The sequence below is a fragment of the Streptomyces sp. NPDC044061 genome, assembly GCF_056434305.1.
Map to the genome: position 1 here is coordinate 17,148 of NZ_JBWKFL010000003.1, position 22,659 is coordinate 39,806.

Annotated in this window: 21 protein-coding genes; 12 read left to right on the plus strand and 9 right to left on the minus strand. The window is 72.7% G+C overall.

What is annotated here, in order from left to right; all coding sequences use genetic code 11:
• Positions 1 to 123: 123 nt before the first annotated feature.
• The gene (locus AC07CM_RS04890) at positions 124 to 459 is read right to left on the minus strand and encodes a hypothetical protein (protein ID WP_478874923.1); all 336 of its coding nucleotides are present in this window, start codon (positions 457 to 459) and stop codon (positions 124 to 126) included.
• Positions 456 to 614, minus strand: coding sequence for a hypothetical protein (locus AC07CM_RS04895; RefSeq protein WP_478874924.1), 159 nt, complete (start codon positions 612 to 614; stop codon positions 456 to 458). The genes AC07CM_RS04890 and AC07CM_RS04895 overlap by 4 nt, the downstream gene beginning before the upstream one ends.
• 155 nt (positions 615 to 769) lie before the next feature.
• On the opposite strand from AC07CM_RS04895, the gene AC07CM_RS04900 reads away from it, so the two are divergent.
• The 4 genes from AC07CM_RS04900 (at position 770) to AC07CM_RS04915 (ending at position 4,875) form a co-directional block, all read left to right on the plus strand.
• Positions 770 to 1,807, plus strand: coding sequence for a helix-turn-helix transcriptional regulator (locus AC07CM_RS04900; RefSeq protein ID WP_478874925.1), 1,038 nt, complete (start codon positions 770 to 772; stop codon positions 1,805 to 1,807).
• 91 nt (positions 1,808 to 1,898) lie between these two features.
• Positions 1,899 to 2,897, plus strand: a complete 999-nt coding sequence (locus AC07CM_RS04905; protein WP_478874926.1) for a helix-turn-helix transcriptional regulator — start codon at positions 1,899 to 1,901, stop codon at positions 2,895 to 2,897.
• Positions 2,894 to 3,898, plus strand: coding sequence for a helix-turn-helix transcriptional regulator (locus tag AC07CM_RS04910; protein WP_478874927.1), 1,005 nt, complete (start codon positions 2,894 to 2,896; stop codon positions 3,896 to 3,898). The genes AC07CM_RS04905 and AC07CM_RS04910 overlap by 4 nt, the downstream gene beginning before the upstream one ends.
• Positions 3,895 to 4,875: a helix-turn-helix transcriptional regulator gene (locus AC07CM_RS04915; RefSeq protein WP_478874928.1), complete on the plus strand. Its 981-nt coding sequence runs from the start codon at positions 3,895 to 3,897 to the stop codon at positions 4,873 to 4,875. Before AC07CM_RS04910 ends, AC07CM_RS04915 begins: the two co-directional genes overlap by 4 nt.
• Here AC07CM_RS04915 and AC07CM_RS04920 read toward each other — a convergent pair.
• Together AC07CM_RS04920 and AC07CM_RS04925 are read right to left on the minus strand one after the other, a co-directional pair.
• Positions 4,838 to 5,890, minus strand: coding sequence for a helix-turn-helix transcriptional regulator (locus tag AC07CM_RS04920; protein ID WP_478874929.1), 1,053 nt, complete (start codon positions 5,888 to 5,890; stop codon positions 4,838 to 4,840). The genes AC07CM_RS04915 and AC07CM_RS04920 overlap by 38 nt on opposite strands.
• Positions 5,891 to 6,289: 399 nt before the next feature.
• Positions 6,290 to 7,165 (minus strand): LysR family transcriptional regulator, encoded by an 876-nt coding sequence (locus AC07CM_RS04925; RefSeq protein WP_478874930.1) that lies wholly within the window; start codon positions 7,163 to 7,165, stop codon positions 6,290 to 6,292.
• A gap of 229 nt (positions 7,166 to 7,394) precedes the next feature.
• Here AC07CM_RS04925 and AC07CM_RS04930 point away from each other — a divergent pair, with 229 nt between their 5' ends.
• From AC07CM_RS04930 to AC07CM_RS04965, 8 genes are all read left to right on the plus strand, one after another.
• Entirely contained in the window at positions 7,395 to 7,856 is a 462-nt protein-coding gene (locus tag AC07CM_RS04930) for a pyridoxamine 5'-phosphate oxidase family protein (protein WP_478874931.1), read from the plus strand.
• A gap of 91 nt (positions 7,857 to 7,947) precedes the next feature.
• The gene (locus AC07CM_RS04935; protein ID WP_478874932.1) at positions 7,948 to 9,267 is read left to right on the plus strand and encodes an ATP-grasp domain-containing protein; all 1,320 of its coding nucleotides are present in this window, start codon (positions 7,948 to 7,950) and stop codon (positions 9,265 to 9,267) included.
• Between the two features lies 1 nt (position 9,268).
• Positions 9,269 to 10,603, plus strand: a complete 1,335-nt coding sequence (locus AC07CM_RS04940) for an MFS transporter (protein WP_478874933.1) — start codon at positions 9,269 to 9,271, stop codon at positions 10,601 to 10,603.
• A 246-nt stretch (positions 10,604 to 10,849) separates the two neighbouring features.
• The gene (locus tag AC07CM_RS04945; protein ID WP_478874934.1) at positions 10,850 to 12,658 is read left to right on the plus strand and encodes a GH3 auxin-responsive promoter family protein; all 1,809 of its coding nucleotides are present in this window, start codon (positions 10,850 to 10,852) and stop codon (positions 12,656 to 12,658) included.
• Positions 12,655 to 13,515, plus strand: a complete 861-nt coding sequence (locus AC07CM_RS04950) for an alpha/beta hydrolase (RefSeq protein ID WP_478874935.1) — start codon at positions 12,655 to 12,657, stop codon at positions 13,513 to 13,515. Before AC07CM_RS04945 ends, AC07CM_RS04950 begins: the two co-directional genes overlap by 4 nt.
• On the plus strand, positions 13,512 to 14,975 hold the full coding sequence (locus AC07CM_RS04955) for an enolase C-terminal domain-like protein (RefSeq protein ID WP_478874936.1): 1,464 nt from the start codon (positions 13,512 to 13,514) through the stop codon (positions 14,973 to 14,975). Before AC07CM_RS04950 ends, AC07CM_RS04955 begins: the two co-directional genes overlap by 4 nt.
• A complete protein-coding gene (locus tag AC07CM_RS04960; RefSeq protein WP_478874937.1) occupies positions 14,972 to 16,177 on the plus strand; it encodes an aminotransferase-like domain-containing protein in 1,206 nt (401 codons plus the stop codon). The genes AC07CM_RS04955 and AC07CM_RS04960 overlap by 4 nt, the downstream gene beginning before the upstream one ends.
• Before the next feature lie 11 nt (positions 16,178 to 16,188).
• Positions 16,189 to 16,974: a carbon-nitrogen hydrolase family protein gene (locus tag AC07CM_RS04965; RefSeq protein WP_478875320.1), complete on the plus strand. Its 786-nt coding sequence runs from the start codon at positions 16,189 to 16,191 to the stop codon at positions 16,972 to 16,974.
• Between the two features lie 31 nt (positions 16,975 to 17,005).
• Here the strand turns inward: AC07CM_RS04965 and AC07CM_RS04970 are convergent, their stop codons facing one another.
• The 5 genes from AC07CM_RS04970 to dnaK all read right to left on the minus strand — a co-directional run bounded on the left by AC07CM_RS04970 (position 17,006) and on the right by dnaK (position 22,655).
• Entirely contained in the window at positions 17,006 to 18,112 is a 1,107-nt protein-coding gene (locus AC07CM_RS04970; protein WP_478874938.1) for a sugar ABC transporter substrate-binding protein, read from the minus strand.
• Positions 18,113 to 18,503: 391 nt separating this feature from the next.
• The gene (locus AC07CM_RS04975) at positions 18,504 to 18,956 is read right to left on the minus strand and encodes a heat shock protein transcriptional repressor HspR (RefSeq protein ID WP_478874939.1); all 453 of its coding nucleotides are present in this window, start codon (positions 18,954 to 18,956) and stop codon (positions 18,504 to 18,506) included.
• Positions 18,957 to 18,963: 7 nt separating this feature from the next.
• Positions 18,964 to 20,133: a molecular chaperone DnaJ gene (gene dnaJ, locus AC07CM_RS04980; RefSeq protein ID WP_478874940.1), complete on the minus strand. Its 1,170-nt coding sequence runs from the start codon at positions 20,131 to 20,133 to the stop codon at positions 18,964 to 18,966.
• A gap of 36 nt (positions 20,134 to 20,169) precedes the next feature.
• The gene (gene grpE, locus AC07CM_RS04985; protein WP_478874941.1) at positions 20,170 to 20,823 is read right to left on the minus strand and encodes a nucleotide exchange factor GrpE; all 654 of its coding nucleotides are present in this window, start codon (positions 20,821 to 20,823) and stop codon (positions 20,170 to 20,172) included.
• Positions 20,820 to 22,655 (minus strand): molecular chaperone DnaK, encoded by a 1,836-nt coding sequence (gene dnaK, locus AC07CM_RS04990; protein ID WP_478874942.1) that lies wholly within the window; start codon positions 22,653 to 22,655, stop codon positions 20,820 to 20,822. The genes grpE and dnaK overlap by 4 nt, the downstream gene beginning before the upstream one ends.
• Positions 22,656 to 22,659: the final 4 nt, after the last annotated feature.

Consider the following 22,659-nt stretch of genomic DNA (forward strand, 5'->3'; position numbering starts at 1 on the left):
CACCCCCCCCCCCACCCCCCCCCCCCCCCCCCCCCCCCCCCCCCCCCCCCCCCCCCCCCCCCCCCCCCCCCCCCGCTGCGGGGGGAAGTACCTGAGCGATCTTTTTACGACGGGGGAATCGCGTCAGGCACTGCGGGGGGTGGCCGAAATGGTCCTCACGTCCGAGACCTCCGGTTCTGCCAGCCGGTGGTCGCGTTGGTCCAGATTCACAAAGATCATGCCGTACCGGACGGCACACCGCACCGGCTGCGGCGCCCCGCGGGGCTTGCGCAGGCATCGGTACGCCCGTACGTCCTCGTCGTCGTCCCGGGTGACGACCACCGGCTCGCCGAACACCGTCACCATCAGCGAGTCACCGGTGTGGGGGATGGCGGTGACCAGGTCGATGAAGTGCCAGCCCGAGCGGTAGGCGGTGGCCATTTCACGTCGGAACGACCGGTCGTCGGGTGGGGTGGTCATGCCGCCGTCCCCGTCGCGACGAGGGGTGTGCTCTGCCCCCAACCGGTGTCCGCCGGCGTGGCGACGACTCCCGTCGGCTCACTGGCGCCCCAGCCGGTGTCCAGCTTGGCCACGCCGACCGCCTGCGCCGTCCCCGCCCCAGCACCGAAGACCACGGCCGCAGAGAAGGCAACGGCAAGCGCCGATCGAAGCATTCTCTTGTACATAGTCGGCTTCGTCCTCACTCAACGAGTTTCCTTCCCCCGTGCCACGAAGACGATGGCTCATTCAGGCACGTCAATGCCACAGGGTCGATGCATCATGTTCCTGCATGTTCAGGACCCTGGGGGGTGGAGATTTGCCTAATAACAACCCAAAAGGGACACATCCACACGCGATAACCGATCTCTGTGAGGAGGGGACACAGCTCTATGCGAGTGCGTTGAGCACCGGCCGCATCGCACGGGCGGAGATCGAGGACGCCCCCTGCCTCCTGGAGTTCGCTCTGCTGCACCCGGATCCTGACGACGAGAACTGGTTGCGCCCGGTTCCCCCGGCCGTCGCGCTCGCCCAGCGGCTGCACCCGCTGGAACGGGAGATCCTGGACCGTCGGCGGTTCTCCATCGAACTGACCGAATCCTTCGAGCCATTCATGGCGCTCAGCGCGCTGGCCCCCGCCCCCACCCACGCCATCACCGTGCTAGAAGGCTCCGACCGGATCAACGCGGCGCTCAACGTCGCCACCGCCGAATGCCGGCACGAGGTCCTGACCGTACAGCCGGGCGGCGGACGCAGCGAGCAGATCCTGAAGCAGGCCCTCGAACGGGACCGCCCGCTCATGGAGCGCGGTGTGAGCATGCGCACGCTCTACCAGCACACCGTCCGGCACAGCCTGGGCACCATGGCGTACGTGGACGTCATGTCCCGCGGCAAGGTCGAGATCCGCACGCTGGAGGAGCTGATAGGCCGGCTCATCATCTGCGACGCGACCGTCGCGTTCGTCCCGGCGCACGACGACCAGCAGGTCGCCCTCGAACTGCGCCACCCCGGCCTCGTCAAGTACCTGATCAAGGTGTTCGAGCACCTCTGGCGCCGCGCCACCCCCCTGCGCGATGAGGTGCCCTACGAGCCCGCCCGCGACGGCATCACCGGCGTCCAGCACTCCATCGCCAAGCTGCTGGTCGAGGGCCACGTCGACGAGGCGATCGCCCGCCGCCTCGGCATGAACGTGCGCACGTGCCGCGCGCACATCGCCAAGCTCGCCCAGGCCCTCGGCAGCGGCAGCCGGGCCCAACTCGGCTTCCTGATCGCCCAGTCGGGACTCCTGGAGCAGGACGTGTCGGCACCCGGGCACACCGACCGCCACTGAGCGCGGCCGCCCGACGGCACCGGACGGCCCGAGCCGCACCCCGCGCAGAGCACGCCCCACCCCGCATTCCCGAGCAGGAGGGAGCCCGGCAGTGACCCCGGCGCCGCACCCGGACCACGGCATGGAAGAGCTGTGTCCGGCAGGATCGGAGCTGTACGCGCTGGCCCTGGCCGAAGGCCACGTCACCGGCGCACAGGCCGAGACGGCCCCCTGTCTGCTGCGGTTCGGTCTGCTCCAGCCGACCGTCGACGACCCGAGCCGGCTGGAGCCGGTGCCCGCCGCCGTCGCCCTGCACGAGCTGCTGCGCAGCTCGGAGGAGCGGGTCGCCGAGGAACGCCGGCGCGAGTCACGCCTGGCCAGGGCCTTCGAGCCGCTGCTGCGGACGCAGGCCCAACCCCTCGGGCCCGCCGAAAGCCCCGCGACGATCCGGATGCACAGCGGACGGGACCGGATCAACGAGGCCATCTCCCGCGTCATGGCGGACGCCTCCGGGGAACTCCTGGCGATACAGGCCCACCCCACCCACACCCGTACACCCCCCGGCCTGTTCGCCCTCGCCCTCGAACGCGACCAGGCCCTGCTGGACCGCGGCGGCCGTATCCGCACCCTCTACCAGCACACGCTGCGCCACGCCCCCACCGTCCACGCCCGCTACGAACGGCTGCGCGGCGACGTCGAGGCCCGCACCCTGAACGAGGTCACCGAGCGGCTCCTCGTGTTCGACCGCGCGGTCGCCTTCCTCCCCGCGAACAAGGACCGCACCCTCGCCCTGGAGGTCCGGCTGCCCGCCCTGGTCGACTATCTCGTCACCGTCTTCGACCGCCTCTGGCACCTCGCCACCCCGCTGTACCCGCGGGCCGCCAACAAGCCGTCCCTGGACGGCGTCACGCCCCGGCAGCGGGCCATCGCCGCACTCCTCGTGGAGGGCCACACGGACTCCGCCATCGCCGAACGCCTCGGCATGAACGTGCGCACCGCCCGCCTCCACATCGCCAAGCTCGCCGCCACCCTCGGCAGCGAGAGCCGCGCCCAACTCGGCTATCTGATCGGCGAGTCGGGGATCCTGAAGCAGGAGGAGGCGGCGGAGTGAGCACGGCACCGCACCGGGACCACGCGGCCGAGGAGCTGTGCGCCGCAGGCGTGCGGCTGTACGAGCGGGCCCTGCGCTCGGGCCGGCTGCGCGCCGAGGACACCGCCGAGGCCCCCTGTCTCACCGGCTTCGGGCTGCTGCACCCCGCCCCGGACGACCCCGGCCGCCTCGAACCCGTCCCGCCCGCCGCCGCCCTGAACCGGCTGCTGCGCGCCTCCCGGGCCCGGGTCGCGGGCGAGCAGCGCCGCGAGGACCGGCTGGTGGAACAGCTCGAGCCGCTGATCAGGAAGGCCGGACCGCAGGCCGCCGGCACCGGCGCCGACACTCCGCTGCTGCGCCTGCACAGCGGCACCCGGCGGATCAACCAGGCCATCACCGAGGCCATGGCACAGGCCCACCGTGAGGTCCTCTGCGTCCAGCCGCACGCCGGTCTCGCCGGGCCGCGCGGCGAGGCCGCCCACGACGTCGCCTTCGGCCGCGACCAGGCCCTGCTGGACCGCGGCGGCCGGCTGCGCACCCTCTTCCAGCACACCGTGGTGCATCTGCCGGCCGTCCACGCCTACAACGAACGGCTCCGCGGGGACACCGAGGCCCGCTGCCTGGACGAGCTGACCGACCGGCTCATCGTCATGGACCGCGAGGTGGCCTTCCTCCCGGCCGACGACGACGGCACCCTCGCCCTGGAGGTCCGTCATCCCGCGCTGGTCGCGTACTTCGTCACCACCTTCGACCGGCTGTGGCGGCTGGCCACCCCCATGTTCCCGGAACCGGTCCGACGCCCCACCCTGAACGGCGTCACGCCCCGGCAGCGCGCCATCGCCCGGCTGCTGGTCGAGGGGCACACCGACACCGCGATCGCCGAACGCCTCGGCATGAACGTGCGCACCGCCCGGGACCACATCGCCCGGCTCGCCACCACCCTCGGCAGCGAGAGCAGGGCCCAACTCGGCTTCCTGATAGCGCGGTCCGGGATCCTGGAGCTGGACGAGGCGGCCCAATGAGCCACCGCGGGCACGCGATCGAGGAGCTGTGCGACACGGGCACCGAGCTGTACGCACGGGCCCTCAGGGACGGCCACGTACGGGCGGCGGACGCGGCCGACGCCCCCTGTCTGACCGACCTCGGGCTGCTGCACCCGGCCGTCGACGACCTGGACCGGCTCGAACCCGTCGCCCCGGCCGCCCTGCTGACCCACCTGCTGCGCGGCTCCCGCGCGCGCATCGCCGAGGAACGCCGGCGCGAGGACCGGCTGGTGACGCTGTTCGACTCGCTGACCCACGTCGGGACACCGCCCGGCACGCCCGCCGACACACCCACCCTGCGCATCCTCAGCGGCACCGAACGCATCAACGGCGCCATCGGCGACGCCATGGCCGCCGCCACCGAGGAGGTGCTCTGCATCCAGTCGCACGCCGGGCTCACCGGCCCGCGCGGCGAGGCCGCCGGAGCGGCCGCCTTCGGGCGCGACCAGGCGCTGCTCGACCGCGGCGCCCGGCTGCGCGCCCTCTACCAGCACACCCTGCGTCATCTGCCCGCCGTGTACGGCAACTTCGAGCGGCTGCGGGGCGACGTCGCCGTCCGCGGACTCGACGAACTGCCGGACCGGCTCATCGTGGTCGACCGCACGGTGGCGTTCATCCCTGCAGGCGACGACGGCCGGCTCGCCCTGGAAGTGCGCCACCCGGCCCTCCTCCGGTTCTTCGTGACGGCCTTCGACCGGCTCTGGCGCCTGGCCACCCCGATGCACCCGCAGGCCGTCGAGCGCCCGTCCCTGAACGGCGTCACCCCGCGCCAGCGCGCCATCGCCGCGCTCCTCGTGGAGGGCCACACCGACGCCGCCGTCGCCGAACGCCTCGGCATGAACGTGCGCACCGCCCGCGTCCACATCGCCCGGCTCGCCGCCACCCTCGGCAGCGAGAGCCGCGCCCAGCTCGGCTATCTCATCGCACGCTCGGGGATTCTTGATCAGGCACCCTGAGCCCGGGGGGCACGGCCGGGGGGCCGGTGTGCGGGGGACCGTCCAGGCCCACCTGGGCGATGCGAACGCCCAGTTGGGTACGGCTCGCCGCACCGAGGGTGTCCGACAGACGGGCGATGTGGGCCCGGCAGGTGCGGACGCTTATGCCGAGCCGCTCGGCGATGACCGCGTCCTGGTGGCCCTCCGCGAGCAGCGCGGCGATGGACCGCTCGCGGTGCGAGATGCCCTCGATGCCGGTGTCGGGGAGCGGAGCCGTCAGCGGCAGCGCGAGCCGCCACAGCCGTTCGAAGACGGTCACCAGGTACTCGACCAGGGCCGGATGGCGCAGCTCCAGGGCCACCGTGCGCTCGGCGTTGGCGGGGATGAAGGCAACCGTGCGGTCGAAGAGGATCAGCCGGTCGATGACCTCGTCCAGGGTGCGGGCCTCGACCGCGTCCCCCATCAGCTCCAGGTAGTTGAGCAGCCCCTGCCCGTGCCGGGCCACGTGCGTGTACAGGTCGCGCATGCGCACGCCCCGGCCACGCAGCGCCAGCGCCCGGTGCAGGCCCTCGGTCAGCTCGGCCTCGCGCCGGATGCCGCCGGGCTGCACGGTGAGCACCTCACTGGTGCACGCCGAGGTCGCCTCGTCCATCGCGGCCTGGATGCGGGAGAGTCCGTCCAGCACGCGGATGGCCGTGCCCTCGCCCGGTGCCGACAGCGCCTGCAGCTGCCGGCCGAGCCCCGCGTACCACTCGAAGGCGGCCACCGCCGAGCCCACCCGCCGCTGGCTCTCCCTGACCTCGTCGTAGACCCCGCGCAGCAGCCGGGTCATGACCTCCTGCGGGGACGTCGGGACCAGCCAGTCCATGTCGTCGGGGTCGGGGTGCAGCAGGGCCAGCTCAAGCAGGCAGGGCACCGGCTCCGCGTCCGTGCGCGGCACCCGCCCCCGACGTACGGCCCGGGAATACACCCGATCCCCGGCCGCGCACAGTCGGTCGGCACCGTGAGGATGCTCCTCCGCCCCGTGCCCGGCCATCGCCCATTCCACCCCCGGTTTACTGCCACTTCCGCAGCGCAACTATGCGCGGCCCGGACCGGGTCCGCAACACGGCTCCGCCCACCGAGGGGGTCCTAAAGCACCGTTGTGCCCCGGTATCATCCGGCCTCCGCCCGTCGCATTGCAACAAGATGATGGTGGTGGCCGGAACGCCACAGGGGCATCGTTGGTCCCGCTTCCCCCCGGGTGCCACGGCAGCCGGAGAGCGGCCCCGGCCGGGCACCCCCCGCACGGCCGCGGCCGCCGCATCGCGCCCACGGGGGTGGCGCGATGCCGGGAGGGCCGCCCAGGGCACGTGACGCGGCGGGCCGGACGCCATCCACCGGTGATCGCCGCGTCACGTGCCCCTCCGGCGTCCCGTCACGACGGACGCACCGGCTACGACGACGTCACATACGCGGCGAAGCGGGCGAGCACCGGATTCGTGTCGTCCGCGCGGTGGGCGAAGGAGACGGCGTAGCGGGGCGGTTCGCCGGTGAAGCGGCGGATGGCGACCTCGGGCGGGCAGAGCTTGCGGGCCCGGCCCAGGTCCATCACCGAGACGCCGGTACCGTCGGCGACCGAGGCGACGACCTGTTCGAAGTCCGGCTCCTCGGCGGCCAGTTGCGGGGGCCCGTCCGGCCAGACGTCGGCGAGGAGTTCTTCGTACAGCACGGGACCCGCCTCCCTCGGCCACAGGACGACCGGCAGGCCGCGCAGATCGTGACGGGTCAGGCCGTCGCGGACGGCGAGCGGGTGGCCCGGCGGCAGGATCACGGCCACTTCCTCCTCGGCGACCACGGTGGCCGTGATGCCCGGTTCGCCGATCATCCCGCGGACGAAGGCGGCGTCCAGGTCGCCCTCGCGCAGCAGCCGCAGGCACCACGAGGACATGCCGGTGGTCACCGACACCTGGACGTCCTGGTGGTCCTCGCGGAAGCGGCGGACCAGCTCGGTGACGCGGTCGTCGGCGCCCGAGCGCGAGTAGGCGAGGCGCAGTCGGCCGCGTGTGCCGTCGGCCACCGCCCGCACCCGGTCGGCGAGTTCACCGGCCGCGAGCAGCAACGGCTCGGCGCCCGCCAGCAGCGCCCGGCCTGCCGCGGTGAGCGTGACGCCCTGCGGGGTGCGGTCCAGCAGGGACACCTTCAGCTCCTGCTCGAGCACCTTGATCTGCTGGCTGAGCCCGGGCTGCGCGATGTTCAGCTCCGCGGCGGCCCGGCCGAAGTGCAGGTGCCTGGCCAGCACCACGAAGTACCTGAGTCGCCGCAGCTCCATGCCGGCATCCTAGGCAGCCGGGCGCGGCCGTCCCGGGCGGACCGGGCAGACTTCATGGCCCGTACACAGACCGGCCGGCGAGGCACCCGCCGGCCCGTCCCCGAGCCGGTGTCGGGCCACCGTTCGAGCCGTCGCCGTGCCGCCGCTCGAGCCGCCATAAAGAAGGCTGATCGGCTGCGAGAAAACCTCTATTGGACCCCCGACCGCGCGCCGCGCAGGCTGGGGCATCATGAGCGAGCGGGGGAAGACGGAGCGTGCCGTGCGACTGCGGCCCATGGCCCCGGCGGAGCGCGAGGCGTTCCTGGCCGAGGTGCGGGTGGCCGTCGTCGCCGTCGCGGGCGAGGACGGACGGGCGCCGCTGTCGGTGCCGATGTGGTACGCCTACACGCCCGGCGGCGACATCACCCTGATCACCGCGCTGGGCAGCCGCAAGGCCCGCCTGGTCGAACGGCACCGGCGGCTGTCGCTGTGTGTGCAGGACACCGAGCCACCGCGTACCTACGTCACCGTCGAGGGACCCGTCGTGGAGTTCCGCGCGCCGGCCACCGAGGCGGAACGCCGGGCGCTGGCCCACCGGTACCTGGGACCGGAGGCGGGCGACGCGTTCGTCGACGCGAGCCCCGACGCCACCGCGCGGTCGGTCCTCGTCCGGGTACGCCCCGAGCACTGGCTGTCCCGCGGCGCGTCCTGACCCCGCCCCGTCCACCGGCACGCCGGCCCCGGCCCACACCGCCCGCGTGTCCACGCTGCGCCCGCGCGACGGGCGCGAAAGGGGAACTGAGGTGGCCCACCTCGTATTCGTCGAGATCACCGCGCTGGGCGTGCAGTCCATCGCGTACGCCAAGCGGCAGGGGCACGAAGTGACCCTGCTGCGTTCACCGTTGTACGACTTCGTCACCCCGCCCGCCGAGCGGGCTCGCGCCGAGGAGCTGGCGGACCGCACCATCCACTCCCCCGACCTGCAGGACGTGGAGCCGCTGCTCGGGCTGCTGCGCGAGCACGGCGTCCGGCCGGGCGACGTGGACGCCGTGCTGACCACGCTGTCGCTGTGCGTGCTGTCCGCGTCCCGGCTCGCCGAGCGGCTGGGCGCGCGCGGCACGCCGTACGAGGGGGCGGCGGCGGCCCGGGACAAGGGGCGCTGCCGGGAGATCCTCCGGGACACGGGCGTACCGAGCCTGGGCTTCGCGGTGGTGACCACGCTCCCCGAGGCGCTTCGGGCCGCGGCCGGCATCGGCTATCCCGTGGTGGTCAAGCCGGTCTCCGGGGTCGGCAAGGCCGTCACCGGCATCGTCGAGGACGCGGACGGCCTGCGCGCCCACTTCGCGGACGCCGCTGTGGAGTTGCGGTCGATGGAGCCGGGTCTGGCCGCCGAACTGGACGAGCGCCACATCGTCGAGGAACTGGCGGTCGGCGAGCTGTACTCCGTGGAGGTCGCCGCCGACGGCGAGCGGTACACCCCGCTGGTCGCGGTGGGCCGCAAGATGGGCCGGGACAACCCGGTCCTGGAACTGGGCTGCACCGTGCCCTCGGGGCTCCCGGACGTGGAGGAGGCCGAGCTGGGGGCGTACGCGGCACAGGTCTGCCGGGTCCTCGGGCTCGACCTCGGGATCTTCCACGTCGAGGTCATGCGGACGGCCACCGGGTTCCGGCTGGTCGAGGCCAACCCGCGGATCTCCGGCGGGTCACTGCCCGACTCGGTGCGCATGGCCACCGGCCACAACGTCTTCGAGATCCTGGTCGACCTGTTCCTCGGCGTGCCCGCGCCCTCCGGTCCGCTGCCCCGGCTGCGGGCGGCCAGCCACACCTTCCTGGCCGCCGCGCACGACACGGTCGTACCGGCCGACCTGTCGAAGGACTGGTTCGAGGAGTTCCGGCCACGTCTGCACTCCGGCTTCAGCCGGGCCGAGCCAGGCGCCCGGCTGCCGGGCATGAACGGCAACTTCGACACCTTCGGCATGATCCGGGTGGTCGGCGACGACGCGGACCGCGCCGACGAGGAGTGCGCGGCCGTCCGGCGGGACATCGAGAAGCGGCTCGGGTTCCCGCTGACGGCCGTGGCGGAGCGGGCGGTCGCGGCGGACCCGGGGCGGGGCGTGCGCTGAGATGCCCGGCACCCCCCACACCGCCCCGTCCGGCACCTCCGGCACCGCTCCGTCCGGCAATCCCCACCCCTCGACGACTCGCACCCCCCACACCACCGGCACCCTGATCCGCTACCTGCTGACCGCCTCCCTGGTGCGCACCGCGAGCGGCGGTGCGGCCGTCGGCCTGTTCACTCTGACCGTCCGCGCGGGCGGCTCCGGCGGCGCGGCCCTGGGCGGCCTGCTCGCCGCGCTGCTGACCGCCCCCTACGTCGCCGGGCCCTGGCTGGCCGGAGTGCTCGACCGGGCCCGGGACGGACGCCGGGTCCTGGCCCTCTCCTTCCTCGTGTTCGGCGCCGGCCTCTCCGCGGCCGCGCTGCTGCTCGGCCGTGTCCCGGCGCCGGTGGTGGCCGGGCTCGTCACCGTCGCCGGACTGTGCGGGCCGCTGGTCACCGGCGGTCTGAGCAGCCGCCTGGCCGCCCTGGACGGCCTCGCGGACCGCGCCCAGCGGCGGGCCGAGGGCTGGGACTCGGCGACCTACGGCATCGGCAACACCCTCGGCCCGGCCGCCGTGGGCGCCGCCGGCGCGGCACTCGGCCCGCGCGCCGCCGTGCTGTGCCTGGGCGTGGCGGCGGCCCTGGCCGCGCTCACCGTCCTGACCCTGCCCACCGCACGGCCGCCCGCGAAGGGACCGGCCGGCCCACCGCGGGTGCGGCAGACCCTCCGGGTCATCGCGACCGTCGGCCAACTGCGCCGCGTGATGCTGGCGATGGCGCTCACCGCGCTGGTCGCCGGCGGTATCACGGTGGTCGCGACCACCCTCGGCCGGCAGCTCAGCGGCAGCGCCGACGCGGGCGCCGCCCTCGCCGCCGTCTACGGCTTCGGCTACCTCGCCGGGTCGGTCGTGGCCGGTCTCGTGCCGCTCGGCGGCGAGCCGGAGCGGACGGCCACCGTGCTGGTCGCGGTGAGCGCGGGCGCCGTGGCCTGCTGTGCTTCGACGCCGGGCTACACCGTGGCCGTGGTGACGTTCGCCGCCGCCGGGGCCGCCAGTGCCCTGCTGTTCACCGCGACGCTGGCGGTGCGCTCGGTGTACGCGCCGCCCGCCGCCCGCGCCCAGGTGTACGTCTCCATGGGCGCCCTGAAGATGGCCGTGTCCTCGGCGGGCACCGCCCTGGCAGGCAGCCTGATGGGCCTCGGCCCGCGCACGCTGCTGGCCGCCGGAGCGGCCGTCACCGTGCTCGCGCTGGCCGGCGTCCTGGGCGACCGGCACCTGGTTTCCCGGCGTTCGAAGCCGGAAACCGAAGGAATTTCATCGGCACGCAACAATGACCGTCGATTTCCTTCTGAAATTTCTTGACGGGCCGCCGCCGAACCGCAAATAATCATGTGCATGCGACAGCAAACTGACCGACCGGGGGTAAAGTCAGCGGATTGTCTCCGCAGCTGCCCCTGTTCCCCCTGTCGCGTTTCGCACTGATCCCGCCATCTCCCCGCGCACTTCCGTGCGCCCGCGCACCGTTGCGCCACATGGCGGTTGACCTGCAGGTAAGACTCACAATTCAACCCTGCACCCGCACCCGCGACTCCCGATCAGAGGACAGACATGGCAGCCATTGCCACACCCGCAGTGCACCTGGCCAATGTTCTACCGTCGCCGCGCGAGGCCGCGCCCACCCCTTGCTCGTGCCACGCGTTCGGTATACGCACCCAGCATTCTCTGCAAATACAGCGGAATATCTACGAGAATCCGCGGGACAGCGTCCGGGCGGTATTCGAGGACCTTCTCGACGAATGCGCGGACACCGAGTTCGGCCGTGCCCACTCCCTGGCCCGCGTCCGCACCGTCGACCAGTGGCGGCGGGCCGTGCCGATCCAGCAGTACGAGGACGTCGAGCCCTACGTCCGCCGCGCACGCGAGGGCCGGTCCGCGGTCCTCACCCGCAGCCATCCCTACGCGTACCTGAAGACGTCCGGTTCCAGCGGAACGCCCAAGCACATCCCCACCACCCGGCACTGGCGCGACCACTACCGCGGACCCGCCCTGTACGCGCAGTGGGGCCTGTACTTCGAGACGCTCGCGGCCGCCGACGCGCGCGCCGGGCGCACCGCGTCCGCCGCGCACATCCCGCAGGTCCTCGACCTGTCCTGGGAGCGCACCCCGGGGCGCCCGGGCCCCGACGGCGGCAGGCCCGTCTACAGCATCTCCAGCCGCCCGGCCGCGGTCGGCTCCCGGGACTGGCTGCCGCCGTGGTACGACGAGCCGTGGCTGCTAGGCGACCCCGAGGAGAACTGGGACGCGGCGCTGTACCGCAAGCTGCGCCTGCTCGCGGGCGCCGACGTGCGGGCCGTGGTGGCCCTCAACCCGTCGAAGATCATCAGCCTGGCGCAGACGCTGGCCGCCTCCGGCGAACGGCTGGTGACGGACGTACGCGAGGGCACCCTGGCCGGCGCCCGGCACCCCGCGCTCAGCCCCGACCGGGAGACCGCCGACCGTCTGGCCCGCGTGCTCGAGGCGACCGGCGGCACCGCCGCCCTCACCGACCTGTGGCCGGGCATCGCGCTCGCCGTCGCCTGGAACTCCGCCTCCGCCGCCCTCTACCGGGACTGGCTGGAGGAGGTGCTGCCCGGCGTGCCCCGGCTGCCGTTCAGCACGACCGGCACCGAGGGCATCGTCACCCTGCCCGTCGACGGCCACCCCTCCGCCGGTCCGCTGGCCGTCAACCAGGGCCTGTACGAGTTCGTCCCCGTGGAGGACACCGAAGGCGCCGAGTCGCTGGCGCCGGACACCCCGACCCTGCTCTTCGACGAGCTGGTCGAGGGCCGGGAGTACCGGCTGGTGATGAGCCAGGCCAACGGGCTGCTGCGGTACGACGTCGGGGACGTCTACCGGGTGGCCGGCCGCTACGGCGCCACCCCGCGCCTGGAGTTCACCGGACGGGCCGGCTTCCGCGCCTCCTTCACCGGCGAGAAGCTCACCGAGACGCAGGTCCACCAGGCCGTCGTGCAGTCGCTTCCCGAAGGCCTCGGCGGCCGGCCCCTGTTCACCGTCGTACCGGTGTGGGGAGCCCCGCCCCGCTACCACGTCGTCGTCGAGGGCGCCGCCGACCTCGGCCCCGCCGGTCTGGAGTCGCTGGCCCGCGACACGGACACCGCGCTGCGCCGCATCAACGTCGAGTACGGCGAAAAGCGCACCTCCCGGCGGCTCGGCCGGATCGAGGTCACCGCGGCCGAGTGGGGCGCGTTCGCCCGCGCCGAGGAGCGGCTGCGCGCCCGCGGCACCTCCTCGAACCAGGTCAAGCACCACTGGCTGCAGCGGAACACGGAACTGCTGGACGTCCTGCGGGAACGGCGCCTGCTCAGGGCGAGCACCGAGCGGGGCCCGCTCGCCGAGGGGACCGGTGCCGTCCGATGACCACAGCGACCGACTTCAGCCGTACGACGTCCACGCTCACCGCCGCCGACGGCACCGCCCTCGCCCTGCACACCTGGACGCCCGCCCGGCCCGTCCGCGCCGCCGTGTTCTACGTGCACGGCATCCAGAGCCACGCCGACTGGCTGTTCGAGACCGGCCCCGAACTCGCCGCCCGCGGCATCGCCGTGCACGTGCCCGACCGGCGCGGCAGCGGGGTCAGCGGCGGCCCGCGCGGCCATCTGCCCTCGGCCGAGCAGGTCCTCGACGACCACGGCCGGGCGCTCGCCGCGGCCCGCGCCCTCACCCCCCGCGTCCCGCTGACCGTCGTCGGGCAGAGCTTCGGCGGCAGCGTCCTGGCCGCCCTGGTGACCGCGGGACATGTGCCCGGCGACACCGGACTGGTGTTCTGCGCCCCGGCGCTCGGCCAGCAGCGGGCGCGCCACGGCGCCGGCGAGGCACTGGCCGCGCTGCGCTCGGGCGGCGGGCTGGCCACCACACCGCTGTCCCTGGCCGACGCGGACTACACGGACGTCACGGCCTACCTGGACTTCATGGCCAACGACGTCCTGATGATCCGTCAGGTGACCGCGTCCACCCGCTCGGTCATGGTGCGGCTGGAGGACGTCTACATGCGCGGCGGCACCTGGGGCGAGCGGACGGCGGGCCCCGTGCACTTCGTGCGCCCCGAACACGACGCGATCATCGACCTCGACACCTCCTGGACCGTCCTGTCCGGCCTCACCCCGCGGGCCACGGCCGTCGACCTGCCCGGCTCGGGCCACTACGTCGAGTTCTCGGCCTCCCGCCACGCCTACTGGGACTGGCTGGCCGCCACGGCGACCGGGGCGGCCTCGTGACCGCACGGCCCGTCCTCGACGTGTACACCGCCCGCGTCCCCATGTCCCGCCCCTTCGCACACGCCGCGCACGCCCGCGGCGCCTCCCGTTCGGTCCTGGTCCGCTGCACCTTCGAGGGCGCCGCCGGCTGGGGCGAGGGCGCACCCCGGCCGTACGTCACCGGCGAGACGCTCGAATCGGCGACGCACGCCCTGCTGCACGCCGAACTCCCCGAGGGGCAGGAGGTGTTGTCCGGCTCGTTCGAGGAGGGCGTGCTCGCCCTCGCCGCCCTCGACCTGCCCGGTGCCCTGGGCGGCTCCGGCCGGCCGGCTCCCGCCGCCGCGGCCGCCCTGGAGACGGCCCTGCTGGACGCCTGGTGCCGCGCCCACGGCCGGGACGCGGCCGAGGCACTGGCCCTCGCCGCCGCCCCCGGCGTTCTGCGTGCCGCACCGCAGGTCCGACCGTCCGCGCTCGTCCTCGACTCGAGCCGTGCCCCCGAGGAACTGCTCGGCGCACTTCCGCCGCAGGCCCTCGCGCACCTGACTCACGTCAAGGTGAAGGGCCTGCCCGATGCACAGGCGACGCGCGAACTGGTGCACAGGGTGTGGAAATTCGTGGACCCTGACCGCACCACCCTCTCCGTGGACGCGAACGGCGCCTGGAGCCCGGCGACCGCCCTGCGCGCCGCCCGCCTCCTGGCGGACCACGTGACCTGGCTGGAGGAGCCCACCCGCCCCCGCGACTGGACGACACTGCGCCGCATCCGGCACGAGACCGGCTGTGCGGTGATGCTGGACGAGTCCGCCGTGACGCCGGCCGACCTCGACGCCGCCCACGCACACGGAGCGGCCACCCACGTCAACGTCCGCGTCTCCAAGTGCGGCGGTCCCCTGCGCTCCCTGCGCATGCTGGCCCACGCCCGTGCTCTCGGCCTGCGCTGCCAACTCGGCGTCCAAGTCGCCGAGGTGGGCCCGCTGTGGGCGGCGGGGCGGCTGCTCGCCGCATGGGCCGACGCCCTGGTCGCGGTGGAGTCGGGCCGCCAGGACGAATGGTTCCCCCCGGACCTCACCGAGCCCGCCTACGCGGTCGACCGAGTCCACCATCACGCACCCCCGCTACCGGGCCCCGGCTTCGGCCTGACCCCCACCGAACGCCTACCCCTGACCTCGTCAGGCACCACCACGTTCCCACCCCCACCCCCACCCCGCATCCGCACTCGCACCGACCCCGCCTCCCCCACCCACAGCGAAGTCGCCTCCTCCATCCCTCCCACCGCCCGCACTCACCTCACCCCCCGGCCCCCCGTACCCGCCGACGGCGAGTCCGCCCCACAGGGGCCACGCGCGCCCGACGACGAAAGTCGCACAGGTGGTGCGGGTGGGAACGAGATCCCCGCCGAAGGCGAAGCCGAGGCGCACCCCCCGACGACCAAGGCCCCGCAGGCCCCCGCACCCGCACTCAAGAAAAGGACCCCGGCATGACCACCACCCTCACCCCCACCCCGCCCCCCGGCACCCTCATCGCCGCCCGCACAGCCGCCCTCTCCGTCTCCTCCCCCTACGCCGTACCGGCCCGCAAACCCGGCCTCGACTTCGTCAACCTGGTCAGCGGCGCCCCCGCCGTCGAAGCGCTCCCCCTGGCCGAGATCCGCGAGGTCACCCAGGAGCTGCTGGCCGGCCCCGACACGGGCGGCCCGGCCCTCGCCTACGGCCCCAACGCGGGCGACCCCGGCCTGCGCGAACTCATCGCCGCCCGGGAGGGCCTGGACCCGGCGCGCGTCCTCATCACCAACGGCGGCCTGCACGGCACCGCCCTCGCCCTGCACGCCGTCGCCGAACCGGGCGACGTGATCGTGGTCGACGACCCGGTCTTCCCCGACACCATCCGCATCGTCGAGAACACCGGCGCCGACATCCACCCCGTCCCGGTCGGCCCGCACGGCATCGACGTCGACGTCCTGGCGGAGCGGCTGCGCGCCGGGCTGCGCCCCAAGGCCGTCTACACCGTGCCGGACTTCCACAACCCGGCCGGTGGGCTGCTGCCGTACGAGCGGCGGCTCAGGCTGGTCGAACTCGCCGAGCGGTACGGCTTCTTCGTCCTGTCCGACAACCCGTACCGGCACTTCGCGCCGGACGGGCGCGACGAACCCGACTTTCCGCTGGACAGCGACCGGGTCGTCGTCGCCCGGACCTTCGCCAAGACGCTCGGTCCCGGGCTGCGCCTGGGCTGGCTGGTCGCCCCCGAGTGGCTCGCCCCGCACGTCGTCAACCTGCGCCGCCGCCTGGATTTCCAGAGCTCGACGCTCTCCCAGGCCATCGCCCGGACCCTGCTGGCCCGCGACGGCTGGTACGAGCAGCTCCTGGCGCGCGGCCGGGAGATCTACCAGGAGCGCGCCGAACTCACCGTGCGGGCCCTGCGCGAGGCGGGCGACCAGCTGGAGTTCGACGACCCGGCGGGCGGCTTCTTCGTCTGGGCCCGGGTCAGGGGCGGTGTCCCGGCGGCGGAACTGCTCGCCGAGCGTTCGAAGGAGGCCGGGATCGTCTACTCGGTCGGCACCTTCTACGACCCGTTGCAGCAGGGCCGTTACGCCGACCACCTGCGCCTCGCCTACTCGGCGGCCCGGCACGAGCACCTGGTGGCCGGCCTGGAGCGGCTGACCGCCGTGCTGCGGGCCCTGCCGTGACCCCGCCCGTGCTGCGCGTCGCGCTCGGCCAGCTCGCCGCCACGGCGGACCCGGAGGCCAACCTGGTCCTCGTGGAGAAGGAGGTCGACCGGGCCGCGGCGGCCGGGGCGCGGCTGCTGGTGCTCCCGGAAGCCACGATGTGCCGCTTCGGCGTGCCGTCGCGTCCGGTCGCCGAGCCGCTGGACGGCCCGTGGGCGTCCCGCGTGCGGCAGCTCGCGGCGGAGGCGGGCGTGACGGTGGTGGCGGGGATGTTCACGCCCGGGGACGGCGCGCGGGTCCGCAACACCGTGCTGGTCGCGGCCTCCGACGGGCGCCTGGACCACTACGACAAGATCCATCTCTACGACGCCTTCGGCCACCGCGAGTCGCACACGGTCGAGCCCGGCGACCGGCCGCTGACGGTGGACGTGGACGGGGTCCGGATCGGCGTGGCGACCTGCTACGACATCCGGTTCCCCGGCCTGTTCACCGAACTCGCCCTCCGGGGCGCCCAGGTCACGGTCGTCCCCGCCTCGTGGGGCGCGGGACCCGGCAAGCGGGACCAGTGGACCCTGCTGGCGCGCGCCCGCGCGCTGGACTCCACGTGCTTCGTCGTGGCCGTCGGCCAGGCCGAACCCGGTGAGGCCCCGGCCGGTGCGGCGCCCACCGGTGTCGGCGGCAGCCTGGCGGTGTCCCCGTGGGGCGAGGTCCTGGCCCGGCTCGGGGACGGCCCCGACTTCACGGCCGTCGACCTCCGGCTCGGGGAGGTGGGCCGGGCGCGGGAGGCCGTACCGGTGCTGGCCGACCGCCGCTGGTGACGTGCACGGCGCGGTGGTCGGCCGGTCGCGGCTACTTCAGGCCGGCCGCCGCGCAGGCCGCCTTGTACTTGGCGGTGCAGATGTCCCCGACCGTGTAGATGCCGTCCGCGACGACGGTGTCCTTGATCTTGCTCTTGGTCAGGGCGCTCACCTGGACCAGCTTGGACGGGATGGCCTTGTCGGTGGGGCTGTCGACCCGGTCCTGGGTGAGGGCGTCGAACTGGATGTCCTTGCCCTGCACCTTGGTGACGGCCATCTGGGCGGCCGCCTCGGCCTCGTCCGGGTAGGACTTGTAGACGCTCATGTACTGCTCGCCGAGGAGGATGCGCTGGACCGCGTCCAGTTCGGCGTCCTGGCCGGTGATCGGGGGCAGGGTGGTGACGCCGGCGGCCTTCAGGGCCTTGATGACGCCGCCCGCCATGCCGTCGTTGGCGGCATAGACCCCGGCGATGTTGTTCTTGCCGATCTTGCTGATCGCCTCGGCCATCTCGGTCTCGGCGTTCTCCGGCTTCCAGTCCTTGGTGTCGAAGGTGTCCGCGATCGTCACCTTGCCGTTCAGCTCGGACATCGCGCCCTGCTTGAACTGCTTGGCGTTCGGGTCGGTGAGCGAGCCGTTCACCATGACGACCTTGTCGGAGGTGTCGACGCCCGAGCCCAGCGCCTCCAGCAGCGTACGGGCCTGCACCTCGCCGACCAGTTCGTTGTCGAAGGAGATGTACGCGTCGATCGGGCCCTCGGCCAGCCGGTCGTAGGCGATGACCGGGATACCCGCGTCCTTGGCCTTCTTCACCTCGCCGGCGATGGCGTGCGAGTCGACGGCGTCGAGCAGGATGATGTCGACCTTGTCGTCGATCATCTGCTGCATCTGTCCGGCCTGCCGGGCGGAGTCCGCATCCGCGTTGGCGTACCGGACCTTGCCCTTCTTGTGGGTGAGCGAGGTGACCTGGTCCCTGATGATGGGGTAGTCGAACTTGTCGTAGCGGGTGTTCGCCTTCTCCGGCAGCAGCAGCCCCACGGTGACGTCGTCGCCCTTCGTCGGGCTCGCGCTGGCACCGTCCCCCGTGGCGTCCAGCACGCCGCAGCCGGCGAGCGAAAGGGTCATCGTGGACGCGGCCACGGACATGGCGATACGACGCATTCGAGGGCTCACTTCAGGTGCGTTCCGGACGTGGGTGCTGCTTTACGACCCAGGTGTCTGAAAAGCCAACGCCGGGCCGACACCCTGCGTCAAGCGGAACTACTTAACGAGTGCGCAACAGCACGCTCCGCCGAGCATGTGAAGAAGGAGCGGAATCGCCTCCAAACACTCTTTACGGGCCCTCCATTCAAGCGGAGTTCACGCGAGGGCAAAGATCCCTGCAACCAACCCCACCGCTCGCGGGCCGCGACCGGCGGCGCGCCGCGGCGCCGACTCGAGCAGAAGACCGAACGATCTCGGCCAGCATCAGCTTCACTGTGGGGGCTCCGGTCCAGCGCATGGGAAAGGGGCCCGGAGGTTCGTCCTCCGGGCCCCTTCACCGCGTCTCCGCCTAGTCCTTGGCCTTCTTCGGCCGCCACACCACCAGCGCGCTGGTCTGCTGGACCTCCTGGTACGGGACCAGGTCGCGACGGTAGGAGGCGTGGACGGCGGCCTCACGCTGCCGCATCGCGGCCGCCGCGCCGTCCAGGGCCGCCTGCATCTCCGCGACGCGGGACTGCAGGGCGGCGACCTGGTTCTCCAGTTCGATGATGCGCTTGATGCCGGCCAGGTTGATGCCCTCGTCCTGGGACAACTGCTGCACCTGGCGGAGCAGTTCGATGTCGCGGGCCGAGTAGCGGCGGCCCCGCCCGGCCGTGCGGTCGGGGGAGACCAGCCCCAGACGGTCGTACTGGCGCAGCGTCTGCGGGTGGAGTCCGGAGAGCTGGGCCGCCACCGAGATGACGTAGACCGGGGTCTCCTCGGTCAGTTCGTACGGGTTGCGCCGGCGGCCGGGTGTGTCCATGGGGCTCTCAATCTCCCTTCGCGGCCTCGAACAGCTCCGCCCGCGGATCCTCGTCCGCGGTCGCCTCGCGATACGCCTCCAGTGCGTCACGAGCCTTCCCCGACACGTCCTTGGGGACACTCACCTCGACGGTGATCAGCAGATCGCCCCGGGAACCGTCCTTGCGGACCGCGCCCTTGCCCCGCGCCCGCATGGTGCGGCCGTTGGGGGTGCCCGCCGGCAGTTTCAGGGTGACGGCGGGACCGCCCAGGGTCGGGACCCGGACCTCGCCGCCGAGGGCCGCCTCGGCGAACGTCACCGGCACGGTCACCGTGAGGTTGTCGTCCTTGCGGCCGAACACCGGGTGCGCGCCGACGTGCACGACGACGTACAGATCGCCCGCCGGGCCGCCCCGCTCACCGGGCGCGCCCTTGCCGCGCAGCCGGATCCGCTGCCCGTCCGTGACCCCGGCCGGGATGCGGACCTGCATGGTGCGCGACGACTTGGCACGGCCGCTGCCCTTGCACTCCAGGCAGGGGTGCTCGGCGATCAGACCGCGGCCCTTGCAGTCGGGGCACGGGTCGGTGAGCGAGAAGCCGCCGCCCGAGCCCCGCGCCACCTGCCCGGTGCCGACGCAGGTCGGGCACACGCGCGGTGTGCCGTTCTTGTCGCCGGTGCCGGAGCAGGCCTTGCAGGGCGACTGGGAGGACATCCTGAGGGGCACCGTGGCGCCCTCGATGGCCTCCGTGAAGCTGAGCGTGACCTCGGACTCGATGTCCTGGCCGCGCCGGGGCTGGGTACGGGTGCCCGTGGTCCCGCCCCGGTTGAACAGGCCCCCGAAGACGTCACCTATTCCGCCACCGAAGCCGCCCCCGCTCTGGGCGTTGCCCCCGAAGAGGTCGCCCAGGTCGAAGTTGAAGGAGCCGCCGCCGGCGCCCGGCCCGGGGCGGAAGCCGCCGTTGCCGAACAGGGCGCGTGCCTCGTCGTACTCCTTGCGCTTCTTGGCGTCGCCGAGGATGTCGTTCGCCTCGGAGATCTCCTTGAAGCGCTCCTCGGCCCTGGCGTTGCCCTTGTTGGCATCCGGGTGGAACTCGCGGGCGAGCTTCCGGTACGCCTTCTTGATCTCGGCGTCGGTGGCGTCCTTGGGGACGCCGAGGACCTTGTAGTAGTCCTTCTCGATGAAGTCCTTGGTGCTCATCCCCGACGTCCCTCCTTCCTGTCTTCAGTGATTACGTCAGCCCTCCTCCGGGCCACCGTTCTCCTTGTCGTCGGCCGCCGCGCTCTCCTCGGCTTCGTCGGCCTTGACGGTCTGCGCGCCCGGCTGCGGCTCGGCGACGGCCACCCGCGCGGGGCGGATGGCGCGCTCGCCGATGCGGTATCCCGGCTGCAGGATGGCCACGCAGGTCGTCTCGGTGACGTCCGGTGCGTAGCTGTGCATCAGGGCCTCGTGGATCGTCGGGTCGAAGGGCTCGCCCTCCTTGCCGAACTGCTGCAGGCCCATCTTGGCCGCGACGGTCTCCAGCGACTCGGCCACCGACTTGAAGCCGCCGACCAGTTCGCCGTGTTCCCGCGCGCGGCCGATGTCGTCGAGCACGGGCAGAAGCTCGGTCAGGAGGTTCGCGATGGCGATCTCCCGGACCGCGACCCGGTCCCGCTCGACCCGTCGGCGGTAGTTCTGGTACTCGGCCTGGAGGCGCTGGAGGTCCGCCGTGCGCTCGCCGAGCGCCGTGCGCACCTGGTCCAGCTGGGCCACCAGGCCCGCGTCTGCTGCTACGTCCCCGGCCGGGGCCGCCCCCTCACGAGGGGCGGCCTTCGACTCGGCGTCGTCGGGGGTCGCGCCGGAGGGGACGTCGGGCTTCTCCTCGAAGCCCGGGGTCTCCTCCGTCACGCGGCACCGTCCTTGCGCTCGTCGTCCACGATCTCGGCGTCGACGACATCGTCATCGGTCTTGGGAGCCTCGGCACCGCCGGCCGCCGCCTGGGCGCCCTGGGCGTCGGCGTACATGGCCTGGCCGAGCTTCTGCGAGACGGCCGCGACCTTCTCGGTGGCGGTGCGGATCTCGGCGGTGTCCTCGCCCTTGAGGGCTTCCTTCAGCTCGCCGATCGCGCCCTCGACCTCGGTCTTGATCTCGCCCGGGACCTTGTCCTCGTTGTCCTTGAGGAACTTCTCGGTCTGGTAGACGAGCTGCTCGCCCTGGTTGCGGGTCTCGGCGGCCTCGCGGCGGCGGTGGTCCTCCTCCGCGTACTGCTCGGCCTCCTGGCGCATCCGGTCGACCTCGTCCTTCGGCAGCGAGGAGCCGCCGGTGACGGTCATCTTCTGCTCCTTGCCCGTGCCGAGGTCCTTGGCCGTGACGTGCATGATGCCGTTGGCGTCGATGTCGAAGGAGACCTCGATCTGCGGGACGCCACGCGGCGCCGGCGGCAGACCGGTCAGCTCGAACATGCCGAGCTTCTTGTTGTAGGCCGCGATCTCGCGCTCGCCCTGGTAGACCTGGATCTGCACGGACGGCTGGTTGTCCTCGGCCGTCGTGAAGATCTCGGAGCGCTTCGTCGGGATCGTGGTGTTGCGCTCGATGAGCTTGGTCATGATGCCGCCCTTGGTCTCGATGCCGAGGGACAGCGGGGTGACGTCGAGGAGCAGGACGTCCTTGACCTCGCCCTTGAGGACACCGGCCTGGAGCGAGGCGCCGATGGCGACGACCTCGTCCGGGTTCACACCCTTGTTGGCCTCCTTGCCGCCGGTCAGCTCCTTGACGAGCTCGGCGACGGCGGGCATACGGGTGGAGCCACCGACGAGGACGACGTGGTCGATCTCGCCGAGGGAGATCCCGGCGTCCTTGATGACGTTGTGGAACGGCGTCTTGCAGCGCTCCAGCAGGTCGGCCGTCAGCTGCTGGAACTGGGCCCGGGTGAGCTTCTCGTCCAGGTGCAGCGGGCCCTCGGCGGACGCCGTGATGTAGGGCAGGTTGATCGAGGTCTCGGTGGAGGAGGACAGCTCGATCTTGGCCTTCTCGGCGGCCTCACGGAGGCGCTGCAGGGCCATCTTGTCCTTGGACAGGTCCACGCCGTGACCGGACTGGAACTGCTTGACCAGGTAGTCCACGACCCGCTGGTCCCAGTCGTCACCACCGAGGTGGTTGTCACCGTTGGTGGCCTTCACCTCGACGACGCCGTCGCCGATCTCCAGCAGGGACACGTCGAAGGTGCCGCCACCGAGGTCGAAGACGAGGATGATCTGCTCGTCCTTGTCGAGGCCGTAGGCCAGCGCGGCGGCGGTCGGCTCGTTCACGATGCGCAGGACGTTCAGACCGGCGATCTCGCCGGCCTCCTTCGTCGCCTGGCGCTCGGAGTCGTTGAAGTAGGCCGGGACGGTGATGACCGCGTCGGTCACCTTCTCGCCCAGGTAGGACTCGGCGTCCCGCTTCAGCTTCTGCAGGATGAACGCGGAGATCTGCTGCGGGTTGAAGTCCTTGCCGTCCAGCTGGATCTTCCAGTCGGTGCCCATGTGGCGCTTCACCGAGCGGATGGTCCGGTCCACGTTCGTGACCGCCTGGCGCTTGGCGACCTCGCCGACGAGCACCTCACCGTTCTTGGCGAAGGCGACGACGGACGGCGTGGTCCTGGCACCCTCGGCGTTGGTGATGACGGTGGGCTCGCCGCCCTCCAGAACGCTGACGACGGAGTTAGTCGTGCCCAGGTCGATGCCGACCGCACGTGCCATGGTT